The sequence below is a fragment of the Enterococcus sp. AZ128 genome (assembly GCF_051714485.1).
Classification (GTDB): Bacteria; Bacillota; Bacilli; order Lactobacillales; family Enterococcaceae; genus Enterococcus_A.
Genome location: NZ_JBIORZ010000001.1, coordinates 2,080,425 through 2,103,725 on the forward strand (window position 1 = coordinate 2,080,425; position 23,301 = coordinate 2,103,725).

Annotated in this window: 22 protein-coding genes; 2 read left to right on the plus strand and 20 right to left on the minus strand. The window is 39.2% G+C overall.

Annotated features, from left to right (window positions below):
• Nucleotides 1-243: 243 nt before the first annotated feature.
• The 17 genes from pstA to IGI38_RS10300 form a co-directional block, all read right to left on the minus strand.
• Nucleotides 244-1,131 carry a phosphate ABC transporter permease PstA gene (gene pstA / locus IGI38_RS10220; RefSeq protein ID WP_438729467.1) on the minus strand — a complete coding sequence of 296 codons (888 nt, stop codon included), beginning with the start codon at nt 1,129-1,131 and terminating at the stop codon, nt 244-246.
• A complete protein-coding gene (pstC, locus tag IGI38_RS10225; protein ID WP_438729469.1) occupies nt 1,124-2,056 on the minus strand; it encodes a phosphate ABC transporter permease subunit PstC in 933 nt (310 codons plus the stop codon). Before pstC ends, pstA begins: the two co-directional genes overlap by 8 nt.
• 256 nt (nt 2,057-2,312) lie before the next feature.
• Nucleotides 2,313-2,567: a helix-hairpin-helix domain-containing protein gene (locus IGI38_RS10230; RefSeq protein WP_438729472.1), complete on the minus strand. Its 255-nt coding sequence runs from the start codon at nt 2,565-2,567 to the stop codon at nt 2,313-2,315.
• 6 nt (nt 2,568-2,573) lie between these two features.
• Nucleotides 2,574-2,966 (minus strand): VOC family protein, encoded by a 393-nt coding sequence (locus IGI38_RS10235; protein ID WP_438729475.1) that lies wholly within the window; start codon nt 2,964-2,966, stop codon nt 2,574-2,576.
• 69 nt (nt 2,967-3,035) lie between these two features.
• Nucleotides 3,036-3,812, minus strand: coding sequence for a helix-turn-helix domain-containing protein (locus IGI38_RS10240; protein ID WP_438729477.1), 777 nt, complete (start codon nt 3,810-3,812; stop codon nt 3,036-3,038).
• A gap of 110 nt (nt 3,813-3,922) precedes the next feature.
• Complete coding sequence (locus IGI38_RS10245; protein WP_438729480.1) at nt 3,923-4,771, minus strand: phosphate ABC transporter substrate-binding protein PstS; 849 nt, start codon at nt 4,769-4,771, stop codon at nt 3,923-3,925.
• A gap of 236 nt (nt 4,772-5,007) precedes the next feature.
• Nucleotides 5,008-6,456 (minus strand): cardiolipin synthase, encoded by a 1,449-nt coding sequence (gene cls / locus IGI38_RS10250; protein ID WP_438729482.1) that lies wholly within the window; start codon nt 6,454-6,456, stop codon nt 5,008-5,010.
• Nucleotides 6,457-6,516: 60 nt separating this feature from the next.
• Nucleotides 6,517-6,954, minus strand: a complete 438-nt coding sequence (locus IGI38_RS10255; protein ID WP_438729485.1) for a GNAT family N-acetyltransferase — start codon at nt 6,952-6,954, stop codon at nt 6,517-6,519.
• Nucleotides 6,955-6,999: 45 nt separating this feature from the next.
• On the minus strand, nt 7,000-7,320 hold the full coding sequence (locus IGI38_RS10260; RefSeq protein WP_438729488.1) for a DMT family transporter: 321 nt from the start codon (nt 7,318-7,320) through the stop codon (nt 7,000-7,002).
• A 279-nt stretch (nt 7,321-7,599) separates the two neighbouring features.
• Nucleotides 7,600-8,484, minus strand: a complete 885-nt coding sequence (gene ftsX, locus IGI38_RS10265; protein ID WP_438730402.1) for a permease-like cell division protein FtsX — start codon at nt 8,482-8,484, stop codon at nt 7,600-7,602.
• Nucleotides 8,477-9,166, minus strand: a complete 690-nt coding sequence (gene ftsE / locus IGI38_RS10270; RefSeq protein ID WP_438729490.1) for a cell division ATP-binding protein FtsE — start codon at nt 9,164-9,166, stop codon at nt 8,477-8,479. Before ftsE ends, ftsX begins: the two co-directional genes overlap by 8 nt.
• A gap of 97 nt (nt 9,167-9,263) precedes the next feature.
• Nucleotides 9,264-10,374 (minus strand): peptide chain release factor 2 gene (gene prfB / locus IGI38_RS10275; protein ID WP_438729492.1). Its coding sequence is split into 2 segments (ribosomal slippage): nt 9,264-10,301 and nt 10,303-10,374, totalling 1,110 coding nucleotides; the frame shifts between segments, so codons are not numbered across the junction.
• Between the two features lie 180 nt (nt 10,375-10,554).
• Nucleotides 10,555-13,086: a preprotein translocase subunit SecA gene (gene secA / locus IGI38_RS10280; RefSeq protein ID WP_438729495.1), complete on the minus strand. Its 2,532-nt coding sequence runs from the start codon at nt 13,084-13,086 to the stop codon at nt 10,555-10,557.
• A 267-nt stretch (nt 13,087-13,353) separates the two neighbouring features.
• The gene (gene hpf / locus IGI38_RS10285; RefSeq protein ID WP_067622946.1) at nt 13,354-13,899 is read right to left on the minus strand and encodes a ribosome hibernation-promoting factor, HPF/YfiA family; all 546 of its coding nucleotides are present in this window, start codon (nt 13,897-13,899) and stop codon (nt 13,354-13,356) included.
• A 139-nt stretch (nt 13,900-14,038) separates the two neighbouring features.
• A complete protein-coding gene (locus tag IGI38_RS10290) occupies nt 14,039-14,710 on the minus strand; it encodes a ComF family protein (RefSeq protein ID WP_438729499.1) in 672 nt (223 codons plus the stop codon).
• On the minus strand, nt 14,694-16,004 hold the full coding sequence (locus IGI38_RS10295; protein ID WP_438729501.1) for a DEAD/DEAH box helicase family protein: 1,311 nt from the start codon (nt 16,002-16,004) through the stop codon (nt 14,694-14,696). Before IGI38_RS10295 ends, IGI38_RS10290 begins: the two co-directional genes overlap by 17 nt.
• Before the next feature lie 167 nt (nt 16,005-16,171).
• Nucleotides 16,172-16,459, minus strand: coding sequence for a DUF7662 domain-containing protein (locus IGI38_RS10300; protein ID WP_438729504.1), 288 nt, complete (start codon nt 16,457-16,459; stop codon nt 16,172-16,174).
• Between the two features lie 104 nt (nt 16,460-16,563).
• On the opposite strand from IGI38_RS10300, the gene IGI38_RS10305 reads away from it, so the two are divergent.
• Complete coding sequence (locus IGI38_RS10305; protein WP_438729506.1) at nt 16,564-17,205, plus strand: YigZ family protein; 642 nt, start codon at nt 16,564-16,566, stop codon at nt 17,203-17,205.
• Between the two features lie 9 nt (nt 17,206-17,214).
• On the opposite strand, the gene IGI38_RS10310 is transcribed toward IGI38_RS10305, so the two are convergent.
• Entirely contained in the window at nt 17,215-17,919 is a 705-nt protein-coding gene (locus IGI38_RS10310; protein ID WP_438729508.1) for a GntR family transcriptional regulator, read from the minus strand.
• A gap of 145 nt (nt 17,920-18,064) precedes the next feature.
• Nucleotides 18,065-22,306: an acyl-CoA dehydratase activase-related protein gene (locus IGI38_RS10315; protein WP_438729511.1), complete on the minus strand. Its 4,242-nt coding sequence runs from the start codon at nt 22,304-22,306 to the stop codon at nt 18,065-18,067.
• A 177-nt stretch (nt 22,307-22,483) separates the two neighbouring features.
• Here IGI38_RS10315 and IGI38_RS10320 point away from each other — a divergent pair, with 177 nt between their 5' ends.
• Nucleotides 22,484-23,092 (plus strand): TetR/AcrR family transcriptional regulator, encoded by a 609-nt coding sequence (locus IGI38_RS10320; RefSeq protein ID WP_438729514.1) that lies wholly within the window; start codon nt 22,484-22,486, stop codon nt 23,090-23,092.
• A 38-nt stretch (nt 23,093-23,130) separates the two neighbouring features.
• Here IGI38_RS10320 and IGI38_RS10325 read toward each other — a convergent pair whose 3' ends face one another.
• Entirely contained in the window at nt 23,131-23,301 is a 171-nt protein-coding gene (locus tag IGI38_RS10325) for a hypothetical protein (protein WP_438729517.1), read from the minus strand.

Below are 23,301 nucleotides of genomic sequence, written 5' to 3' on the forward strand. Positions count from 1 at the left end.
TTGTTGAAATTTTTACATTAAAAATTTCTCGGATTCTCACGCCGTATATCATCCAACTAGAGTTTGTTCACCATAGCTAGGCGTTCACTCTATCTTTTTTATTCTACGAAATAAATTAGCAAAGTTGGACTGACATCCTAGTTCATACTATTGTTGAAATTTTCTAATTTACTATTCAAAGAATTCTCGTACGTATATTACTCGCACCTATAAAAATCTGTTAGTAATAAGAGCTTGCAATTCTTAAGCGGAAGTCATTTTTCTATGAAGTCGTTTTCCAATCGCGCGCGCGCCGAAATTGAACAATAGAACTGCTAAAATCAAAACTGCAGAGGCGCCAGCAGATACCGCAGTACCATCTGGCATCGTTCCTTCAGTATTGATTTTCCAAATGTGTACAGCTAAGGTTTCTGCTTGTCGGAAAATGCTTAACGGACTAGAAACGCTTAATGGATTGAAATTCGTAAAATCCAAAGCGGGGGCACTTTGTCCTGCTGTATAAATTAAAGCCGCCGCCTCGCCGAAAATTCGGCCTGAACTCAAAATGACTCCTGTTAAAATTCCCGGTAAAGCATCTGGAACGACAATTTTTGTAACTGTTTCCCACTGTGATAAACCCAATGCTAAGCCAGCTTCTCGTTGTGTATAATGAATCGCTTTTAATGATTCCTCAATATTTCTTGTCAACAATGGCAGGTTGAACAAGGTTAATGCCAAGGCTCCAGAAAGAATTGAGAAGCCGTAGCCAAACTGAATAACAAAAATCAAGAAACCAAACAGCCCCACAACAACGGAAGGTAACGAGCTTAGAATTTCAATTGAAGTACGAATGACGTTAGTTACCCAATTTTTCTTCGCGTATTCAGATAGATAAATGCCTGCACCAAGCGAAATTGGTAAACTGATGATCATAGTGATCAATAATAGATAAATAGAGTTAAACAATTGAATCCCGATTCCGCCGCCTTTTTGATAAGCCTTCGAAGGCGACGTCAAAAATTCCCAAGAAACATGCGGCAATCCGCGAATTAAAATATAGAGTAAGAGAAAGGCTAAAATCGCAACAATCAAAGCGGAAACAGCATAAAGAACCCCAGTCGCGATTTTATCAGCGCGCTTTGCTTTATCCATTTGTTATCTCCCCTTTCTTTCCGATGTAGCGAATCAAAATATTGAAAACTAAAGACATGAACAATAGAATCAGCGCCAATGACCACAGTACATTATTTTCTACAGTACCCATGATCGTGTTACCGATCCCCATCGTCAAGATCGAAGTCAAGGTTGACGCAGGTGTCGTCAATCCAGTTGGCATCAAAGCAGCATTCCCAATCACCATTTGAATCGCCAAAGCTTCACCAAACGCACGGGCCATTCCGAAGACAACTGCGGTTAATATTCCAGGTACCGCCGCTCGTAAAACAACTTTATAAATTGTTTGCCAGCGCGTCCCGCCTAATGCTAATGAGGCTTCACGATAGTGACGCGGTACTGATTTCAGTGTATCCACTGTCATCGTAGTAACCGTTGGTAAAATCATAACAAATAAGACGAATGTTCCAGATAAAATCCCAAAACCCGTTCCGCCGAAAATCGAACGGATAAAAGGTACGATTACAGTCAAACCAATGAATCCATAAACCACTGAAGGAATACCCACCAATAATTCAATAACTGGTTGTAAGAACCTTTGCCCTTTAGTCGGTGAAATCTCTGTCATAAAAACTGCCGCACCAATTGCAAAAGGGGTAGCTACGATTGCTGATAAAAAAGTCACCATAAACGAACCTAAAATCATCGGCAAAGCACCTACTAACGGTTTGCCGTCCGGTCCAGTTGCACTAGGGTTCCAAACCGTTCCAAATAAGAAATCAAATACATTAATTTTATCTACAAAAAAGGTTGATAATCCTTTACTCGCTACAAAATAAAAAATTGCTCCAACAACAAATACGATCAACGCGATACAGATAAAACTAACAAAGCGTCCTCGTTGTTCAATTCTCGCACGCTTTGATTTCGTCGTCAGCGCTTTTTTTACATCTTCATTTTCCAAGGCCTACTCCTCCTGATTCCTTCAAACTAATCCACTCGGTTTTTTACAAACCAACAAAATCATTTTACCTGTTGAAAATCAATTTCTTTTTAACCTCCTGTAACGCTTCCATGACAATTGTAAAGAAAGTGTAAACCAGATAAGAGGTTCCCTGCAAAAGAACTGCTTAACAATTTACTCAGAATGGTTACGAAACATTTTTACTCTGAGTAAAAGCACAAAAAAACAGCATCCTTTATGGATACTGCTCATAAACTTATTTATCCTGCCAATCCCACCAATTCTGTTTATCTGGCGGCAAGCTTCCAGCATGATCAGCATAATGGACCGCTAAACGATAAACGTACAACGCACATCGATCAACTTTTTCTCCTTGCGCCACACAATCTTTTAAATAAATTTCCTCTGGTTCCTGCTTTCTTAATGAAGCAATATCAGGGCATCCTGCTCTAATTAAATGCTGCTCCATATTTTTTCCGATCCCAGGAATCATTTTTAAATTATTCTCCATTGTGGATCATCCTTCTATATATTCAGTGAAGGTCAGAACATAACCATCCGGATCTGTGACGGCAAATTCTTTTGCACCATAAAATGTTGTATGAGGTTCAGCATAAATTGGACAGCTCTCTTTAGTAGCTGCGTAATAATCTTCAAAATTTTCAATCGTGATATACAAAGTGATTGATGGCTGAATTTCCTCAGTCGCCAAAATCGGGTATTCTTCAATTAAATTATTTTTTTCTTGCAGCATCAAAGTAATTGTCTCTTTTGCAAGTATCGCAAATTGCAAGGTCTGATCCTTAGCAGGAACTGAAGCTACGACTTCTAATCCAAGAATCTCTTGATAAAACTTCACAGATGCATCCACACTTGCTACCATCAAATTGGTTGTAATATTTTTATACATTAATAACCGCCTCCTTATTTATGTCTCTATTCTAGCAAAGCTATGCATAGACTTTATTGTAAAAAAGCGTCAATTTTTATAACGAGCAATTAATTCTAAAGGAGTAATACCCAAATGATGTTTAAAGTCTTTGTTAAAATGCGGTTGATCATAATAATTAGTCACCGCTAAAATATCTGCCGGTTTGGCTTGCCCCGAGGTCAAAATCTGCAAGCACTTTTGAAATCGTAAAATACTCAATACCATTTTAGGTGTCAGTCCATAATTTTTTGCGAATAATCGCTGACATTGGCGTGGACTGAAATAAAGTAGCTCATACAGTTCTTTAGTCGTCTGGGGAATGTTCTCAGATAGCCTGGGAAAAAGCTGGGTAAAATCATTTGGCCGTTGATCTGAAAATTTCTCCACTAGGTAAGCCTTAAAAATTTCTTGCGCAGTTTCAAATGGCATGGAGAAAAATGTATCCGAATCTAAATCATCAAAGATCTCTTGCAGTAAAATAAAATCATCCATCGCACACTCAGCTGACAATCCCGTCAACTGATGGAATGCTCCCGGCATCATTCTTGCTCCAAAAAATTGCGCGGAGGTTTCAATTTCATAATCAAAATCTGTCTGCTGATTACCAGTAAAAAAAAGCTGCTTTTGATCATAGTCTACGATCAAATCAATGCATCCGTCAGCAATGATGACATTTTTCACACGAGTCAGCTCATTTGTTTTTGGAATCATCTCCCAAAAACATAAAACAAAATTATCGCATTCGGGAATAATTTTCTCCCGATAAGTCATCGTTCGAGTAAAAGCTGTATTTAAAATAAAGGGCAGTTGGATCGGATAATACATTACACTCTTCCTCCTTGTTTCATCTCTATTCTGTTCCACAGCTTGTTCCTGCTTAGCTGTCTCTCTATACATAAAAAGGCACAGAAAAATTCTGTACCTTTTCAACCTCTTTATTTTATTTCATTACCTTGCCAATCACGTTCAACTTTCATATCAGAGATTGGAATATAACCAAGTTGCGGAACGACTTTTCCTTGGACTTCTTTTGAAAGGATATACTCAAGAAAATCTTTTACTAGTTCCGTTGGCTGTCCTTTCGTATACATATGCTCATATGCCCATATCTTCCAACGATTTGTCGTGACATTTTCATCAGTTGGTTCGATATTATCAATATTTAACGTTTGAACATCTTTTGTTACATAAGAGAAAGCCGTATAACTGATAGCACCAGGTGTATCAGCTACAATCTGACGAACCATTCCACTGGAGTCTTGCTCCTGCGCACGAATTGCGGTCTTGCCATCTAAGACCCATTGTTCAAACGTCGAACGTGTGCCGCTACCAGATGCCCGATTCAGGATGACGATTTCTTGATCTTTTCCGCCAACTTCTTTCCAGTTTTTGATCTCGCCTAGAAAAATCTTGCGTAAATTCTCCAACGAAATATTGGTTACGCCGACACTCTTATTCACGATCGGAGTAATCCCAACAACAGCAACTTTATGATCAACTAATTTCTTAGCATCAATCCCATTTTTTTCCTCAGCAAACAAATCTGAATTGCCGATATCGACGGCTCCAGATTGGACTTGACTCAATCCTGTTCCACTTCCCCCGCCTTGGACATTAATAAATCTGCCTGGATTTTTACTTTGGTACTCTTCTGCTACGGTCTCAACTAGCGGTTGCAGTGCAGAAGAACCCACAGCTGTGATTGACTCGCCGCGATCGATCCATTTAGAACAACCCGACAATAGTAAAAGCGTACCTAATAGGGGAATCAACCATTTCTTCATGAAAAATCTCCTCATTCATTTTTAGGACATCATCTCTCTTAAAACGAAAAATAATTCCTATTTTCATGCCATACACCATTCAACCACCAGCTTCGTAGTTGCTTTCCATGCAGAATAATCCATATCATGAGCTACTGAACTGCGAAAAGTTGAACTGTTTTTTTGATTTCTGTGTTTGTCTGACTAAACAAGCTAGTTCATTTTATACTATCAAACCATGAAAGCGCAAATTATTTTTATAAGAGCGGTGAAATCAAACGGGCGATACCTTCTTTGAACTTGATCAGCGTACCGCGCTGATCATATTTTTCTTGTGTTAAAAGTTCTGATTTCATTGAATCTTGATGAAACGCTTCTCGCAATTCTTCTGCAAAAGCCGCATCATAAACAATTGTATTGACTTCAAAATCTAATTTGAAGGAGCGAACATCGATATTTGCAGAACCTACTGAAGCAACTCCCCCATCGATTACCATCGTTTTTGCGTGAATAAATCCATTTTCGTACGTCTCAATAATTGCACCATATTCCAATAATTCTGCTGCGAATGAATAAGTTGCCCAATAAACCAAGATATGATCAGGTTTATTGGGTATCTGCATTCGAACTTTCACTCCGGAAAGCAAGGCCAATTTCAGTGCTTCATGAATCGGTGCATCCGGAATGTAATAGGGGGTTTGAATCAAAATTTCTTTTTTTGCTAAGTTGATCATTTTTAAATAAGTCAGTTTAATTTGTTCATGTTCACTATCAGGACCGCTGCTGACGATTTGCAGGGCTAATTTTCCTTCTGATTCAATTTTAGGAAAATAATCAGGTTGATAGACCAGTTCATGTTTTTGTTGAGAATTCCAGTCCATCAAAAAACGATTCTGCAAAGTATATACAGCATGACCATGAACACGTAAATGATTATCACGCCAATACCCAAATTTTTCTACTAAACCAAGGTATTCATCACCAACATTAAAGCCACCGGTGTAACCAATCTCACCATCAATTACAACGATTTTTCGGTGATTTCGATAATTCATCCGCGGATTTAAATAGGGTAAAAACAAAGGAAAGAAGAAATCGACTTCGCCGCCCGCTTCAATCAAGGGTGTAAGAAAACGACGATTGACTTGGGTAGAACCCCAAGCATCCAAAAGCAATCGTACCTTCACGCCTCGCAAAGCAGCGTCCACTAACGCTTCACGAACCTCAAGTCCCAAATTATCCGCTCGATAAATATAGTATTCCATATGGATATGATATTTTGCCCGTTTGATGTCTTCAAGCAATGCATCAAATTTTTTACGACCATCTGTATAAAGCGTAACATCATTCTTAGTGGTATATAAAGAACTCTCAAACATTGTTAACATATAAATCAGCTGTCGCGGATCGACTTGATTCGTAGTCGGTTTGGGGAATAATCCTCGTGCTAAGGCTCGCTGTTGCTGCTGAACTTCAACATTCATCCCAATTTTAGTCTGCATCTTCAAATCAAAGATACGTTCTTTCGAGATACCCTTCCCAAAGAAAACATATAGAACAAATCCCAGAACAGGAATAAAAGTCAAAACTAATAACCACGCCCACGTATTGACAGTATCCTTACGTTCTCGAAAAACAATAATAAAAGATAGAATAGTGTTAATAACCAAAAAAAATAAACCTAAGTGCTCTGTCACAAAAGACATACTGCCACACTCCTTCTTCTAAAGGATAGCTGAGGGAAAGCCGAATGTAAACAATCTACTTTACCGATTTGCAGTATTTTGTAAAAGCATCTCAATGTGAGGGATTTCATCTTCCAAATAGATCTCAGAATTTTGTTCAAAACCAAATGAACGATAAAAATCTACTAAATGTGCTTGTGCAGAAATGAATACCGGTTGACCAGGATAACGATGTTCAATTTCTTTTAAAGTTTTTTCTACTATTTCTCGTCCTAATTGCTGCCCACGGTATTTTTTCACTACTAACACACGTCCAAATAGAATCCTATCACCTTCAGTTAAAATACGAGCATAAGCTTTCAGTTCCCCATTTTCTTCTAAACAGACATGTACAGCATCACGATCTGCTTCATCGACTTCCTGATAAGGACAAGCTTGTTCTACTACAAATACCGCCGTACGGGCTTGTAAAATAGTTAATAATTCTTGCGCCGTTAACTCATTAGTTGATTTAATCATACGTACCTCCTCGATTCTCTAAAAATAGTTTAACGCATTTCGCACTTAATGTCCGCTAGTAACTTTAATTCCGATGATGCCGACGATTAAAAGAATCACGAAGAAGCTTGTCAACAGTGATAGATGATCTTTAAAGAAAAATACTCCGATCAAAATCGAACCCACAGCTCCGATACCAGTCCAGATTGGGTAGGCCAAACTCATTGGTAACGAATGAAGTGATTTTGCCAAAAAATAAAAACTCGCAATCATACCAATTATGGTTAACAATGAATAATTCAATCTACTGAATCCTTCGCTCATTTTCATCATTGTCGCCCAAAACACTTCAAAAACTCCAGCAACAATCAAAAATACCCATGCCATAATAAACACTCCTCCTAAGATATTGCGCATACCAAGCAGTCAAGCAGTGCTGAGAACTATTTCAGTGCTACTATATCTTTTTCTAAAAACTATACAAATTACAAGAAATCACAAAAAGGGAGTCCAATTTCTTCGATGACCTAACGAAATTGGCTCCCTTGCTCGGCAGCATTTTATTTACTTGATTTATATCTTAGAACCTTTTCTTAAAAAAGGCAAGCCTAAAATTTTTTTAATCAGCAAAAAAACTTCTCCATAAAAACAGAGAAGTTCGTATTTTTAAATCTTCAAGAAACGACGCATAGAAATAACTGATCCCAGTGAACCAATCAAGTATCCACCAACGGCCATAGTTATATCCAAGATCCAAACGATTTGGCTTGGTCGTAGTAATTCTAGATTTGATTGTAATAGATACGGCGCTGCTAGACCATAAACCTGGGAGTAACCGTATGTCAAAACAAGAATCGGCACAATTGAACCAATTAATCCGATCCAACCGCCTTCAAGGAAGAACGGCCAACGAATATAACCATTTTTTGCACCTACAAGACGCATGATTTGAATTTCCGTTTTTCGCGAAATAATCGTGATTCGGATGGTATTTGAGATTAAGAAAATCGCTACAAATATTAATAATGCCGCTGCAGCTAATCCCCAAGTACGGACAACTTTCGACATTTGAATAATTCGATCAGCTGAATTCCCACCATAATTTGCACGGAAAACATTCCGCAATTGACTTGCTTCTCGTGTTACCGGACGAATATATTGCGCATCTGTTGCACTTACAATATATACATCATAAAGCGGGTTACTGTCGCCCTCAAATAAATCCCAAGCATCTCCCATTTGCTTTTGCAATTTCTTTAATTGATCTGTTTTACTAGAAAACGAGACTTTATCAACATGTTTGATATCTTGCAGTTCAGATTTTAATTCTTTTAACTCTTTATCCTTCGTTCCAATATCAACAAAAACAGTTACTTCAACATTGCCTTCAACGTCTTGTGCCAACTTTGTCGCATTCATGATTACGGCTAAGAAAATTCCAGCCATTGTTAAGGTGATCGTCACTGCGCTGACTGAAGCTAATGTCATCCAGCCGTTACGCTTGACACTCTTGACACTTTCCAACAAATGTCGGAAGAAATTTCTAATCATCAAACTCGTATTCCCCTTCCGCTTCATCCCGAACAATCAAACCATTTTCAATCGCGATCAAACGATGGCGCATAGTATCTACGATCGTTTTATTATGTGTTGCCATGACGATCGTTGTACCTTGGTTATTGATGCGTTCTAATAGATTCATAATTTCCCACGAAGTATCCGGGTCCAAATTACCTGTCGGTTCATCAGCAATTAAAACTTTTGGCGTATTTACAATGGCGCGCGCAATCGAAACACGCTGTTGTTCCCCACCAGATAATTCACTTGGAAATACACGAACTTTATGTTTCAAACCAACAAGGTCTAAAACTTCCATAACGCGTTTTTTGATATCTCGCGGTTTGCGTCCAATTACTTGCATTGCATAAGCTACATTTTCATAGACTGTCTTACGAGGCAGTAGTTTGAAGTCCTGAAAAACGACACCGACATCGCGACGCAGATAAGGAACTTCCTTGTTCTTGATTTTTAATAAATCATGACGAGCAACATCCAATACTTTTCCAGAAGTCGCTTTTTCTTCACGATACATCAACTTTATGAAGGTAGACTTTCCGCTACCAGAGGGACCAACGACATAGACGAACTCACCCTGATCGATACGGACCGAAATCCCACGTACAGCAGTTGTCTTATTAGGATATTTTTTTGTTACATCCTGCATTTCAATCATGCTTTATCTCTCCAAATCCTCTTAAATTCTTTGTTATTATAGCATGCCAACATTGCAACTGGCTTTCATTACTTTACAATTTGATTTCATTTTATACTTAAGCATCTTGTACTAAGCGCCATTTCAAGTAAGCATCGATAAAAGGATCTAATTCGCCGTCCATTACCGCCTGGACATTTCCTGTTTCATATTCCGTGCGGTGATCTTTTACCATAGAATAAGGATGAAAAACGTAAGAACGAATTTGTGAACCCCAGCCAATTTCTTTTTGCTCACCTCGCAGAGCCGCTGCTTCTTGCTCTTTCTTCTCAATTTCTAATTGATAAAGTTTTGCTTTCAACGTCTGCATTGCTGTCTCACGATTATGAAATTGTGAACGCTGAGCTTGACTGGCTACAACAGTTCCCGTTGGCAAGTGAGTGATTCGTACGGCAGAAGATGTCTTGTTTATATGTTGTCCTCCAGCCCCGCTGGCACGGTAAACATCCACCTTCAAATCATCCGGATTGACCTCGACTTCGATATTTTCATCTAATTCAGGCATAACTTCGACAGAACAAAAAGACGTATGACGTCGACTGGCCGAATCGAATGGCGAGATTCGAACTAACCGATGAACCCCTTTTTCTGATTTCAAATAGCCATAGGCATTGGTTCCTTTAATCATCAGTGTGACACTCTTGATACCTGCTTCATCACCAGATTGATAATCAATCGTCTCCACCGAAAAACCATGTTGCTCCGCCCAGCGCGTATACATCCGCAAAAGCATCGAACCCCAATCTTGAGATTCTGTTCCACCAGCACCTGGATGGAGCTCTAAAATCGCATTGTTCTTATCATAGGGATTATCTAATAAGAGCGACAATTCAAATCCAGCAACTTTTTCTTGCAATTGTGTTAATCTTTCTTCCAGCTCTGTTTGCAGTTCGACATCAAATTCCTCCTGCTGCATTTCCCACATGACATTTAGTTCGTCTGTTTCATTTGCGATCTCTTGGAACTGGTCATAGGTCTCTTTCGCGGCATTATTACGGTTGATCAGCGCCTGAGCTTTTTCGGAATCATCCCAAAAACCTGGTGCTGACATTTGATTTTCTGCTTCTGCAATATCTTCCTCCAATTGCTCTAGGTCAAAGGGACCCCCTGAAGCTTGCGACCTGCTCTTGCATTGTATCTAACAAATTTCGTATTTCTGCATTTTCCAAATCTATTCCTTCTTTCTTACGGATAAAAATATCCGTCTAACCAAACGTCTTATACCTTCTATTTTCAATAAGATATATTATCGCCATTCTTAACTTAACGAGCTGTGAAAAGTTGGACTGGCAAAAGACGAGACATAGCAATTATGTCTCGCCCTAAAGGTTCATTTCATATCGTAAAAATTATAGTCCTTTGCCATGACAGTTTTTATATTTTTTCCCGCTGCCGCATGGACATGGATCATTCCGACCAACTTTTTCCACATGAACCGGTTTTTGTTTTGTATGGGTCAAATTCTTCGGATCCCCGTCGGTTTCTACCGGATGTTCTTGTTGATTTTGCGCTACCTGCTCACGTTGAACATTTTGACGGATTTCTGCTTTCATAAAGAGGCGGGTTACTTCAAATTCGATTGCTCCCACCATGTCTTCAAACATCTTGTACCCTTCTGTTTGATATTCGACGAGTGGATTATTTTGTCCATAAGCACGTAAGCCGACTGATTGACGCAATTGGTCCATCGCATCAATATGATCTGTCCATTTTGTATCCACAACACGTAAGATGACCACTTTTTCAAATTCCAATAATTGTTCTGGACTTTGTAATTGTGACACTTTTGTATCGAAAACAGCTTTTGCACGCTCATACAGATAGTCTTTCATTTCATCAGGTGTTTTGCCCTCAAAATCAGCTTTTGAAACAGAATCTTCATGAACCAATGTTGCCCCTGCGAAGTCTGCTAAAGCTTCAAGATTCCAATTATCTTTTTCTAATTGTGTGTGACTGTCGACGACGCGTGAGATTGTCCGACGTACCATGTTCAATAAGTTTGGTGTCAAATCTTTTTCGCCCATAATTACATCTTGACGTTGTTTGTAAATAACTTCGCGTTGTTCACGCATCACATCATCGTATTGCAAGACATTTTTACGCGTATCGTAGTTATTTCCTTCTACACGTTTTTGTGCTGATTCAACTTGGCGAGTCAGCATTTTACTTTGGATCACAGCATCTTCATCTTCAACTTTCATGCGATCTAAGAAAGCTTTGATTCGTTCAGAACCAAAACGTTTCATTAAATCGTCTTCCAATGAAAGATAGAATTGCGAAACACCAGGATCTCCTTGTCGACCTGAACGACCACGCAGCTGATTATCAATACGGCGAGATTCGTGACGTTCAGTACCGATTACAGCCAAGCCGCCTAATTCAACAACACCCAAACCTAGTTTGATATCGGTGCCTCGTCCAGCCATATTTGTAGCAATCGTAACTGAACCTTTTTGTCCAGCGTTCATGATAATTTCCGCTTCTTTAAAGTGGTTCTTCGCATTCAATACTTCGTGCGGAACCTTCTCACGATCTAACATAGTTGAAAGTAATTCAGATGTTTCAACGGCAACTGTACCAACTAGAATCGGCTGCCCTTTACGGTGTCGCTCCTTGATATCTTGCACTACCGCATGAAACTTGCTTTCTAATGTTGGATATAACAAATCCGCATGGTCTTCACGAATAATAGGACGATTCGTTGGGATTTGAATAACTTCGATATTATAAATTTCACGGAATTCTTCTTCTTCTGTTTTAGCAGTACCTGTCATCCCGGCTAGTTTTTTATACATCCGGAAGTAGTTCTGGAAAGTGATTGTTGCCATCGTTTTAGTTTCGTCTTCGATTTCAACGGATTCTTTCGCCTCAATTGCTTGGTGTAACCCGTCAGAATAACGACGACCATCCATGATACGTCCAGTAAATTGGTCAACAATCAGTACCTTGCCTTCTTGTACCACATAATCAATATCACGGATCATAATAAAGTTTGCCCGTAAGGCTTGATCTAAATGGTGCGTCAAAGCAGTATTGTCTAAGTCATACAAGTTTTCTAAACCAAAGTTTTCCTCCGCTTTTTCGATTCCTTGCTCGGTTAATCCAATCGTTTTCGATTGGATATCGATTTTGAAATCTTCGTCTTCTTTCAAACGTTTCACGAAATTATCCGTCCGAGTATAAAGAGCCGTAGATTTCTCAGCGGCGCCAGAAATAATCAACGGTGTCCGAGCTTCATCAATCAAAATCGAGTCAACTTCATCGACAATGGCATAGTTTAACGGACGCTGAACCATCTGACTTTGATAAACTACCATATTATCACGTAAGTAATCAAAACCAAGTTCATTATTCGTACTGTATGTGATATCGCAATTATAGGCTTCACGTTTTTCGTCAGCTGTTTTTGAGTTGATATTCAAACCGACACTCAAACCTAAGAAATTATATAGCTCGCCCATTTCAGTCGAGTCACGTGTCGCCAAGTACTCGTTTACCGTGACTACATGTACGCCTTCACCTGTTAACGCATTTAAATAAACCGGCATTGTTGCAGTCAATGTCTTTCCTTCACCGGTTTTCATTTCTGGGATATTCCCATCATGTAAAACGATCCCGCCCATTAATTGGACATGATAAGGATACAATCCTAGAACTCGTTTTGCCGCTTCTCTAACTACCGCAAAAGCCTCTGGTAATAGGTCATCTAGCGTTTCACCGGCTTGGTAACGGCCTCTGAATTCTTCAGTCTTGCCGCGCAATTGTCCATCTGACAATTTTTCCATGTCACCCGAAAATACTTCGACCTTGTCCGCAATCCCACTCAATCGTTTTAATTCTTTTTTATCATTTTCAATCATTCGTTTCAGAAAGTTCGCCATTCGTTTATCTTACTCCTTTATTTCTTTTCATTTTCTATTTTTTTGATAGAAACCCGCTAGTATATTTTATCATTAGTCCTTGAGAAAAGAAACTTCTCGCAACGAATAAAAACCGACTTATACAATGATTAATCTTTTTCTCTGTTTTTCTTTAGCCGCAAGGGATTCAAAGCACAATTTTTATCAAATGCATGGACTTTCATTCTAAAACTTTATTTTCAATGAAAATAAAAAACCTTCCAGCTTAGCTGGAAGGCAATAGTTTTATTAATCTGTTTCAATCAAACCGTATTTACCATCTTTACGACGATAAACGATGCTTGTGCCGTTTGTTTCTGCATCTTCAAAGATAAAGAAGTTATGTCCAAGCATGTTCATTTGTAAAACTGCTTCTTCGCTGCCCATTGGCTTCAATGATAGACGTTTGGTACGAACGATTTCTAATTCAGATTCTTCTGAATCCTCTGCGTTCACCAATACTTCTACTTCACGTTCAGGCACACCTGTTTCGCGAGCTTTACGATTAATTTTTGTTTTAAATTTGCGGATCTGACGTTCTAATTTATCCACAACCAAATCAATACTTGCATATAAATCTGGTGAAGTTTCTTCCGCCCGAAGAACCAAGTAAGGTAATGGAATCGTTACTTCGACTTTTGCTGTTTTTTCTGTGTAAACTTTCAAATTAACATAAGCAGTTGCGTCCGGAACATCAGTGAAGTAGCGTTCTAACTTTCCTACTTTCTTTTCAACGTAATTACGGATAGCCTCAGTAACTTCGATGTTTTCTCCACGAACATTATATTTGAACATACGTATTGCCCCTTTCGTCTTGCCAACTGAAGATAGGAGGAAGGACCACTCTTACCTCTTCTTCTTATCTCTATTATATCGAAATCTAATCCTTTTGCAAAGTAAATCGCTATCAATTTCAAAAGCAAAAAAATGCATTTTAGCGTGCAAAAGTCAAGCCTCTCACTGATTTAGCGCCATTTTTATAAAGTAGTTCTGCAGCATGAAACAATGTGCGCCCCGTTGTATAAACATCGTCTATTAGTAAAACTCTTTGATTTCTAATTTCTGACTTTGGTACAGTCAATTTGAAAGGCTGTTTCATTAATAGCCGCTCCCCTCTTGATTTTTCTGATTGAGGGGGTGATTCACTACGTACTAATAAACATTCATAAGAAACCTTCGTCAAATCTAAACACCCACAAACTTGATTGAACCCTCTTTGCTCGAAACGTTCCTTTGAAAGGGGCAAAGGACAAATCAAATACTCACGATAGTTTTGAAGAATACGCGTTAACTCCATTACAAAGGCTCCCCGTAATCGATAATCGCCAGTAAACTTATAGTTCTCAATCCATTGACGAAAGCCATCATCATAATAGAATAGACTTAAGTTTTCCATGACAAAACCAAGTTCCTGCTGCCATAATTTACAATCTTGACACAACTCTAGTGAGCTTGGACGCCCACAACCTGGGCAAGCCGTTGCTTGATCGATTTTCGAAAATAATTTTTCACAATGATAACATCGCTGACTGTTTGAAAAAAATAATTCTCGCAAAGTTAAATTATTTACTAATTCCTTTTGACAACAACTACAGCGTATCAGCATCAATCAATCCCTCCAGCAATGCTTGGTGATTATTTCCTTCAATCTCATTTATAGCCTTTTTAATCGGTGTCGTCACTTCACTAGTGATAAAAATGACTTCAGCATGAGCATAAACTCCTTTTCGATCAGCTCGACCGGCTATTTGAACCAATGCTGACTTATTAAAAACACGATGTGAGGCCTGCAATACTATGACAGATACTTTTTCAAAAGTCACACCTCGTTCTAGAATGGTCGTAGTTAAAAGTAATTGATAGTTCCCTGCTCGCATATTCTCAACCTTAACTAAACGTTCTTGATCTTGTGAAAAAACCGTCGTCAACTTTACTTTGGGATATATATTTCGAATACAGTCTGCTATTTTGGTTAGTAATGGAATACTAGGACAAAAGAGCAACACGTTATTTTGTCCTAACAGTTCTGCTATTTTAATCAGAACTTTTTTAGGCAATTCTCCTCTACTTAAGTATTTCTCTAAACGCCAAGAAAAGAACAGTTGTGGAACTGGTAACCTCCGGCGATGATACCGTGCGGGTAAATAATAGGATTGATCAACGCTTCTCTTTAAGAAATCCTCTGGAGTCGCACTTAGATAAATACGATTACCTTCTATTTTTTGTGCTTCATCCACTGCACGATGCAACAATGGACTGGCGGCATACGGAAACGCATCTACTTCATCGATAACCACTAAATCAAAATAATCTTGGTATCGTAAAAGCTGATGAATCGTGCAAACAACGAAAACATCTCCGGCGTCTTTTCGATCTTGTCCATGAAATAAGCTAATATTTTCTTGTGGAAAAGCTTGGCGAAAACGCAAATAGAGTTCGTTGCATACATCAACTCTAGGGGACGTCACGGCGATCCGTTTCCCTTGCTCCAATGAAGCTTTTAATAGAAGAAATAATATTTCTGTTTTCCCTGCCCCTGTTACTGCCCAAAGTAAGAAAGTCTTTGCAACTGTCTGATCATCTAATAATTGTTCTGAAATTTTGCGCTGCGCCGGAGAAAGTTCTCCTGACCAGATAAGTACAACCTTCCTAGCAACTATTCTTTTTACTGGAAAATAGTACAGAAAACTGCGACTGTCTATCCGTCCCAATGTTAAACAAGCTGGGCAATAAAAGAATCCAGCTGGTAATTCTTCCCGTGAAATTTCTCCGCAGCGCTGACATAGCCAGCCATTCTCACACTCTAGCATTGCAGGGATTTTTTCAGCATATTTCAAATCTATCTGCGGATAAAAGGCGTGCCATTCTTTTTGTAACAAACGTTGACCAGTAGTTTCCATATATGTCATCCCCTATTCTCAAAAAAGTACGCAACCAATCAGTCCTATCTTCAGGACTGCATGATTCTTCAAATTTCTAGAATGAGGGTTGATCAACATTTCAAAAAAGGAAGTACAACAATTAAATTGTCATACCTCCTTTTTTCTTTTTATATTTCTAGCCTTAATTAGATTAACCAACTTGATTTAACTAATTTATTAAAGACTACATATTCTTTGTTAAGATTAACCTGAACCACTTCATAATTAGCATTTAACCAGCCATAAGCTCCCTTTTCCGGGTGACGATAATCATTCGCCCACCAATCTAGATCTCGTCGGGCTGTTTTCGGCAGACCGCTGTGGGGGAACAACAACTCATCGAATTGCGTAAAGGTCAACGTCACCTGAGAGCCGTTATTACTTTTTAAATAATGCGTAATAGCATCATATTTTTTTGCTCGTGTCATGCTCATCCCTCACCTTCAAACAAAATCACACTAACAAACCACCTTTAGTTGAAACCTGCCCCGCTTTTCTCCTATACTATACTAGAGAAATAATAAAGTGAGGCAAGGTCATGTTGCAAAATTATCGAACCATTAAAGAAGACAATCAACACGAAATCGAAATCAAAAAATCTCGCTTCATTTGTTTTTTGAAACGTATCGAATCAGAGGAAGAAGCGAAAAGCTTCATTCAACAGATTAAAAAGGAACATTGGAAAGCTAATCATAATTGCAGTGCCTTTATTTTAGGTGATCGTAATGACATCCAGCGCTCCTCAGATGATGGAGAACCCAGCGGAACAGCAGGCGTTCCCATGCTGGAAGTATTGAAAAAAAATGATTTGATCAATGTTTGTGCCATTGTGACCCGCTATTTCGGTGGAACAAAGCTTGGTGCTGGAGGATTGATCCGCGCATATTCAGGAGCTGTTGCTCAAGCAATAGCTGTTACCGGCATCGTGGAAGGGCGACTGCAGCAAGAAGTCTTTGTTCATTTAGAGTATCCCAATTGGGGAAAGATGGAGAATTTTATTACGAATGAACAACTAGCCGTAAAAGATACTCAGTTTACCGATCAAGTCGTTGTAACCTGTATGGTAGACGAGAACCAAATTGCTAATTTCGAAGCTCAAGTTACCGATTTATTAAACGGTCAAGTCACCTTCAAAACTGGTGCAGTCACTTATCACGAACAATTGATCCAAGAGGAGTAACCTCTTGGATCATTTTTCTAAGTAAAATTCAAAACGACTGCCGACATACTGTGTGCGTACATATTCAAACGGACGACCATCAGCTAAATATGAAATCTGGCGCAGACGTAAAATCGCATCCCCGCGTTTCACTGCTAGATAGTCGGCAATTTGCTCTGAAGCCAAAATTGCTGACACTGTTTGATTCGCACGTCCGATTTCAAAACCTTTTTCTTGTAAACTGTGATAAAAGGATTCTGTGATTTCTTCTTTACTAAACCCCTCAATCAGCTTAGCCGGAATACTTGCAACCTCAAAACAAATCGGTACGTCGTCTGCGTAACGAATCCGTTCCATGCGTAGAACTTGTTCGCCTTTTTCTAGTCCTAATTTTTCTGATTCACTCGAGCTTGCCCGTGAATGGAAGAAAGAAATTGTTTTGCTGGAAGGCACTTTTCCTAAAGACTCCATAATATCAGTAAAGCTTGTTGTACCGCTCATCTTTTCTTGAACTTTCTTACTTGCTACATAGGTGCCTGAACCAATCTTCCGTTCTAAAATCCCTTCATCGGACAATGTTTGAATCGCTTGGCGCAAGGTCATTCGACTTACCTCAAACCTCAACGATAATTCTCGTTCAGAAGGCAAACGTGCTCCGACCTTCCATACACCATTCTCAATTTCATGTTTTAATTGATCATGTATTTGAATATAAACTGGCACTTGATTTGCCACGTTCCGTCACCCCGTTCAATTTTTCTACTTTCATTATAACTGGTATATACCTAATGCACAACAATAATCCTTTATGCCTTCGTTCCATTCATCTTTTTTTTTAAAATAAAAGAGCAGACCCATTTTAATTGGTCTACTCTCATAATCAGTTTCTAACTTCTTCTTTTAATTGTTTATTAGCAGTCGCCATCATTAAGCGAATCCGATTCAATTGGTTAACAATCGAAACTCCGGGATCATAATCAATCGCAGCAATATTTGATTTCGGATATTGGTGACGTAGCTCTTTGATTACACCTTTACCAACAACGTGATTTGGTAAGCAGCCAAATGGCTGCATGCAGACGATGTTGTTAACCCCCGTCTTTAATAAATCAATCATCTCACCAGTTAAGAACCAGCCTTCACCCGTATGATTTCCGATTGAAAGAATCTTACTGGCATCTTCAGCCAACTGATAGATCGAATGAATACCAGTAAAACGCTCAGACGCACGCAATGCGCGATCCATTGGCTTTTCAACAAACTCAATCAGTTTAATCGCCATTTCCGCAATCGTTTTATTTTTCTTCGGCATCCCCATATTATCATACTTCCAAATTTGGTTGTACAAGGAATAATTCATAAAGCCGATTAGATCGGGAACAACTGCTTCAGCACCTTCCGATTCTAGCAGACGCACAATGTCATTGTTGGCCGTTGGGGAATATTTTACTAAAATCTCACCTACGACTCCGACTTTCGGTTTAATCTCATTTGAAATCGGAATCGTATCAAAATCATTGACAATTTTTTTCATATTCATATTAAAGAGGGTCAATGAACCGTTCCGAACATTCCCTTCAACCTTCTTCAGCCACTCTTCATGTAACGCATCAATTTGACCTGTTTCCAATTCATATGGACGCGTCCGGTAGACAACTCGTTCGAATAGGTCTCCGTATAGAATTGCAACGACGATCCGTTTTAACATTGGCAATGTATATTTAAATCCGGGGTTGCTTTCCACCCCTTTATTTCCAAGTGAAACAGAAACAACAGGAACTTGTGGGAAACCGGCATCATTCAAGGCTTTACGTAACAACGGAATATAATTAGTCGCACGACAGCCGCCGCCAGTTTGACTCATCATCACACTGGTATTGTTCAAATCGTATTCGCCGCTTTGTAATGCTTCGACTAATTGACCGATGGATATAATCGCCGGATAACAAGAATCGTTATTCACATATTTCAATCCGACATTAACCGCTTCACGATCCATTGCTGGTAAACAAACGACGTTATACCCTGAAGCTTCCAATGCAATATCAAACAATCCAGATTGATGAATTGGACTTAACATTGGCAATAACAGTGTGTGCTTTTTCCGCATTTCTTTAGTAAAGACGATTTTCTCTGGTTCTTCAAATCGCTGGACAGGTTGGAAGTTTGATTTATCTCGTTCATTGACTGCCGCTTTTAGTGAACGTAGTCGAATTCTGATAGCCCCAAGATTCGAGCCTTCATCGATTTTCAAGACTGTATAGATTTTGCCGTATTGATCCATGATCTCTTCTACTTGGTCAGTGGTTACAGCATCCAGCCCGCAGCCAAAAGAGTTCAATTGAACAAGCTCAAGATTCTTCGATTTCGCTACGACACGAGCCGCCGCGTATAAACGAGAATGATAAACCCATTGATTGACGACACGAAGATTTCCAACATCGCTTAAATGGGAGACACTGTCTTCAGTTAATACATGAAAACCTTCCTGCGTAATTACTTCAGCTATGCCATGATTGATTTCAGGATCTAAATGATAGGGACGACCAGATAGAACTACCCCGCGTTCCCCTTTTTGGTTAAGCATCAATAAAGTCTCTTCACCTTTTTGGCGAACATCTTCCTTAAATGTTTCTAATTCCTCATAGGCATGATGCAGTGCCTGATTAATTTCTTCTTGCTTAATATCTAAGTCTTGGAAACAACGGCCTAAAACAGCTGCCACAGAAGCTTCATTCGCTAAATTCAAGTATGGATTGCGATAATCGACTTTGCCTTCGCGAATGTCATCCACGTTATTACGAATTACATCGGGATAACTTTGAACGATTGGACAATTAAAATGATTGTCAGCTTCATTTGATTCTTCTCGCTCAAATACGACACCTGGATAAAAAATCATTGGTACGCCGCCATCAATCAGTGCCTGAATGTGTCCATGAGCAATTTTTGCTGGATAGCACGCCGTATCACTTGGGATAGTTTCCATTCCTTGTTCATACAATTCTTTGTTTGAGCGTGGCGATAATTTTACCCGGAATCCTAAATCGCTGAAGAAAGTATGCCATAATGGATAATTTTCATACATATTCAAGACACGAGGAATTCCGATTTCTCCACGAACAGCTTCTTTTTTGCGTAATGGACGATATTTGAACAATCGTCGATATTTGTAATCCACCAGATTAACTTTCTTATCTTCTCGTTTCACTTTAATACGAGCACCGCGTTCACAACGATTTCCTGTGATAAATTGACGACCATCTGAGAATAAGGTAACCGTCAGCATACAATTATTTTCACATAGACCACAGTGCGTGAATTCTTTTTCTGCGGTGAAGCTATCGATTTCAGCTAGCGATAATGTTTCGGTTTTTTCGCCGATCTCATAGTTTTCCAATGCAATCAATGCAGCACCAAACGCGCCCATTAATCCAGCAATTGACGGACGAACAACTTCACGTTCTGTCACCATCTCGAAAGCTCGCAGAACAGCCTCATTGTAAAAAGTTCCACCCTGACAAACAATTTTTTCTCCAAGTTCCTCTGGACGACGAATTTTAATTACTTTATAGATGGCGTTCTTAATAACAGAATAGGATAGCCCCGCAGAAATATCCCCAACAGAAGCCCCCTCCTTTTGAACCTGTTTTACTTTAGAGTTCATGAAAACGGTACAACGAGAACCCAGATCAACAGGCGCTTTTGATTTCAGCGCTGCCTTCGCAAAGTCTTCTACATTATAATTCAATGATTTCGCAAAAGTCTCGATAAACGAGCCGCAACCAGAAGAACAAGCTTCATTCAATTGAATGGAAGACAAAGCACCATCTTTGATCGTCATTGCTTTCATGTCTTGTCCGCCAATATCTAAAATGAAATCAACTCCGGGCTGGAAATGATTGGCAGCTTTATAATGTGCCATCGTTTCTACTTCACCAATATCAACTTTCAAAGCATTCTTAATCAATTGTTCGCCGTATCCAGTTACTGCAGCTTTCCCAATGAACACATTCGCCGGTAATTTCGTATAAAGGTCTTTTAATACCGTCATGGTTGTTTCTAACGGTTGTCCTTGATTATTCCCGTAAAATGAATACATCAGATTTCCACTATCATCAATCAAAGCAACTTTCGTTGTCGTTGACCCAGCATCAATTCCTAAAAAGGCAACACCTTCATGTTCAGCCAAACTCTTTTCTTTAGCCTGCGCCTGACCATGTCGCATCCGAAAGTCAGCTAAGTCAGCTTCATCTTCGAATAACGGATTTAGAGTATCGGAAGGAGATAAGTGTCCTTCTTCAGCAGTCGTCAGACGATGCAATAACCCCTCTAAAGAAGTCGGATCTGCTTCCTCTGAATAGAAAGCCGCCCCCATCGCGACAAAAAGCTGCGGATTTTCTGGGAAAATTACATTTTCTGGAGCGATGTTCAATGTCTCAATAAATCGCTGGCGCAACTCAGACATAAAGTATAACGGTCCGCCAAGAAAAGCGATATTCCCTTTAATTTTTCGACCAGCTGCTAAACCAGCAATGGTTTGATTAACAACTGCTTGAAAAATACTCGCAGCAATATCTTCTTTCGCTGCCCCTTCATTGATTAACGGTTGTACATCTGTTTTAGCGAACACTCCGCATCGTGAAGCGATTGGGTAAATAGTTTTATAATTTTTAGCTAATTCATTTACACCATTAGCATCTGTCTTCAATAGAACCGCCATCTGGTCGATAAAGGCTCCTGTGCCCCCAGCACAGCTCCCGTTCATCCGTTGTTCCAAAGCACCTTCAAAAAACGTGATTTTCGCGTCTTCTCCACCTAATTCAATGGCCACATCCGTTTCTGGAATAATCTCTTCAACAGTACGTGTACACGCAATTACCTCTTGCACAAAAGGTATATCTAAAACATCCGCTAGACCCATCCCGCCAGACCCAGTGATGCTCATTGTCATTTCTTTATTCCCAATCTCTACTTCGGCCTCTCGCAACACACGTTCTGTGGCAGTTTTCACATCTGAAAAGTGACGTTCATATTTCGCAAAAAGACTTTCGTTTTGTTCATTCAAAATGACCAACTTGACGGTTGTAGAGCCAACATCAATCCCCGCTCGTAATGTCATAATTATTCCTACCTTCCATTTTTAACAACACATGTTGATTAACTTACAAAGTGTTTGTTATACTACTCACGTATATTCTAAAAACATTTCGAACGTTATGCAATACTCAAAACCATTTCATTCGTGTGATAAGCAACAATCCCTCACGATTTGTTGCAAAAATGAGAGGATTTTACTATGGCAAAAAAAATTGACCTTCGTGTAAAACGAACAAACAAAATGATTATGGAAGCTTTTATTCATCTGGTAGAGGTAAAAGGTTACGACAATATCACCATACAAGAGATCGCAGATGAAGCCATGATCAACCGCGCCACGTTTTATGCTCATTTCAAAGACAAGCAAGATCTCTACGATCAAATATTTAAACAAGCTATCGATGCCTTCGCTGCTGTTTTAGATCCCGATCAAATTGTTCAAGGCAATCGGTTGAAAGTTCGTAAAATTGAAATGGTATTGAAAAACATCTATGAACAGATTCAAGCCAATCGAAAATTCTTTTTAACCATTATGGATGCTTCTGGTAATGAAATTTTGCGAAAAAAAGTTGCGGAGATTTTAAATGAAAAATATTCTCACGTATTTAAACGGCTGAAAATCACTGAGAATGATATCGAGGTTCCTTTAGATTTTATTATTGAATACATGACCTCGATTTTTGTCGGGACTTTGCATTGGTGGATCACTAGTGATACAACCATGAGCGCTGATAGTCTTTCCAAGCTGGTTATCAAACTAGTTGGCAATGGCCATTTGACTATTTTAGGTATTGAGATTGATCATTAAAAAGAAGCGCCCAGATTTTCTGAGCGCTTCTTTTTTGTTTAATGATTTTTTGCTTTCCATTTAATTGTATGGCGGGTCGGACGAACCGAACGTACTCGAGGCACCTGTCCTTTTTCTTTCGTTACTTCAAATGAATTGTCTTTGATCGTACTATAAATTTTCGCCGCAGTATCGCTCAACATTTCTTTGACTTCTTCAATCTTATTCAT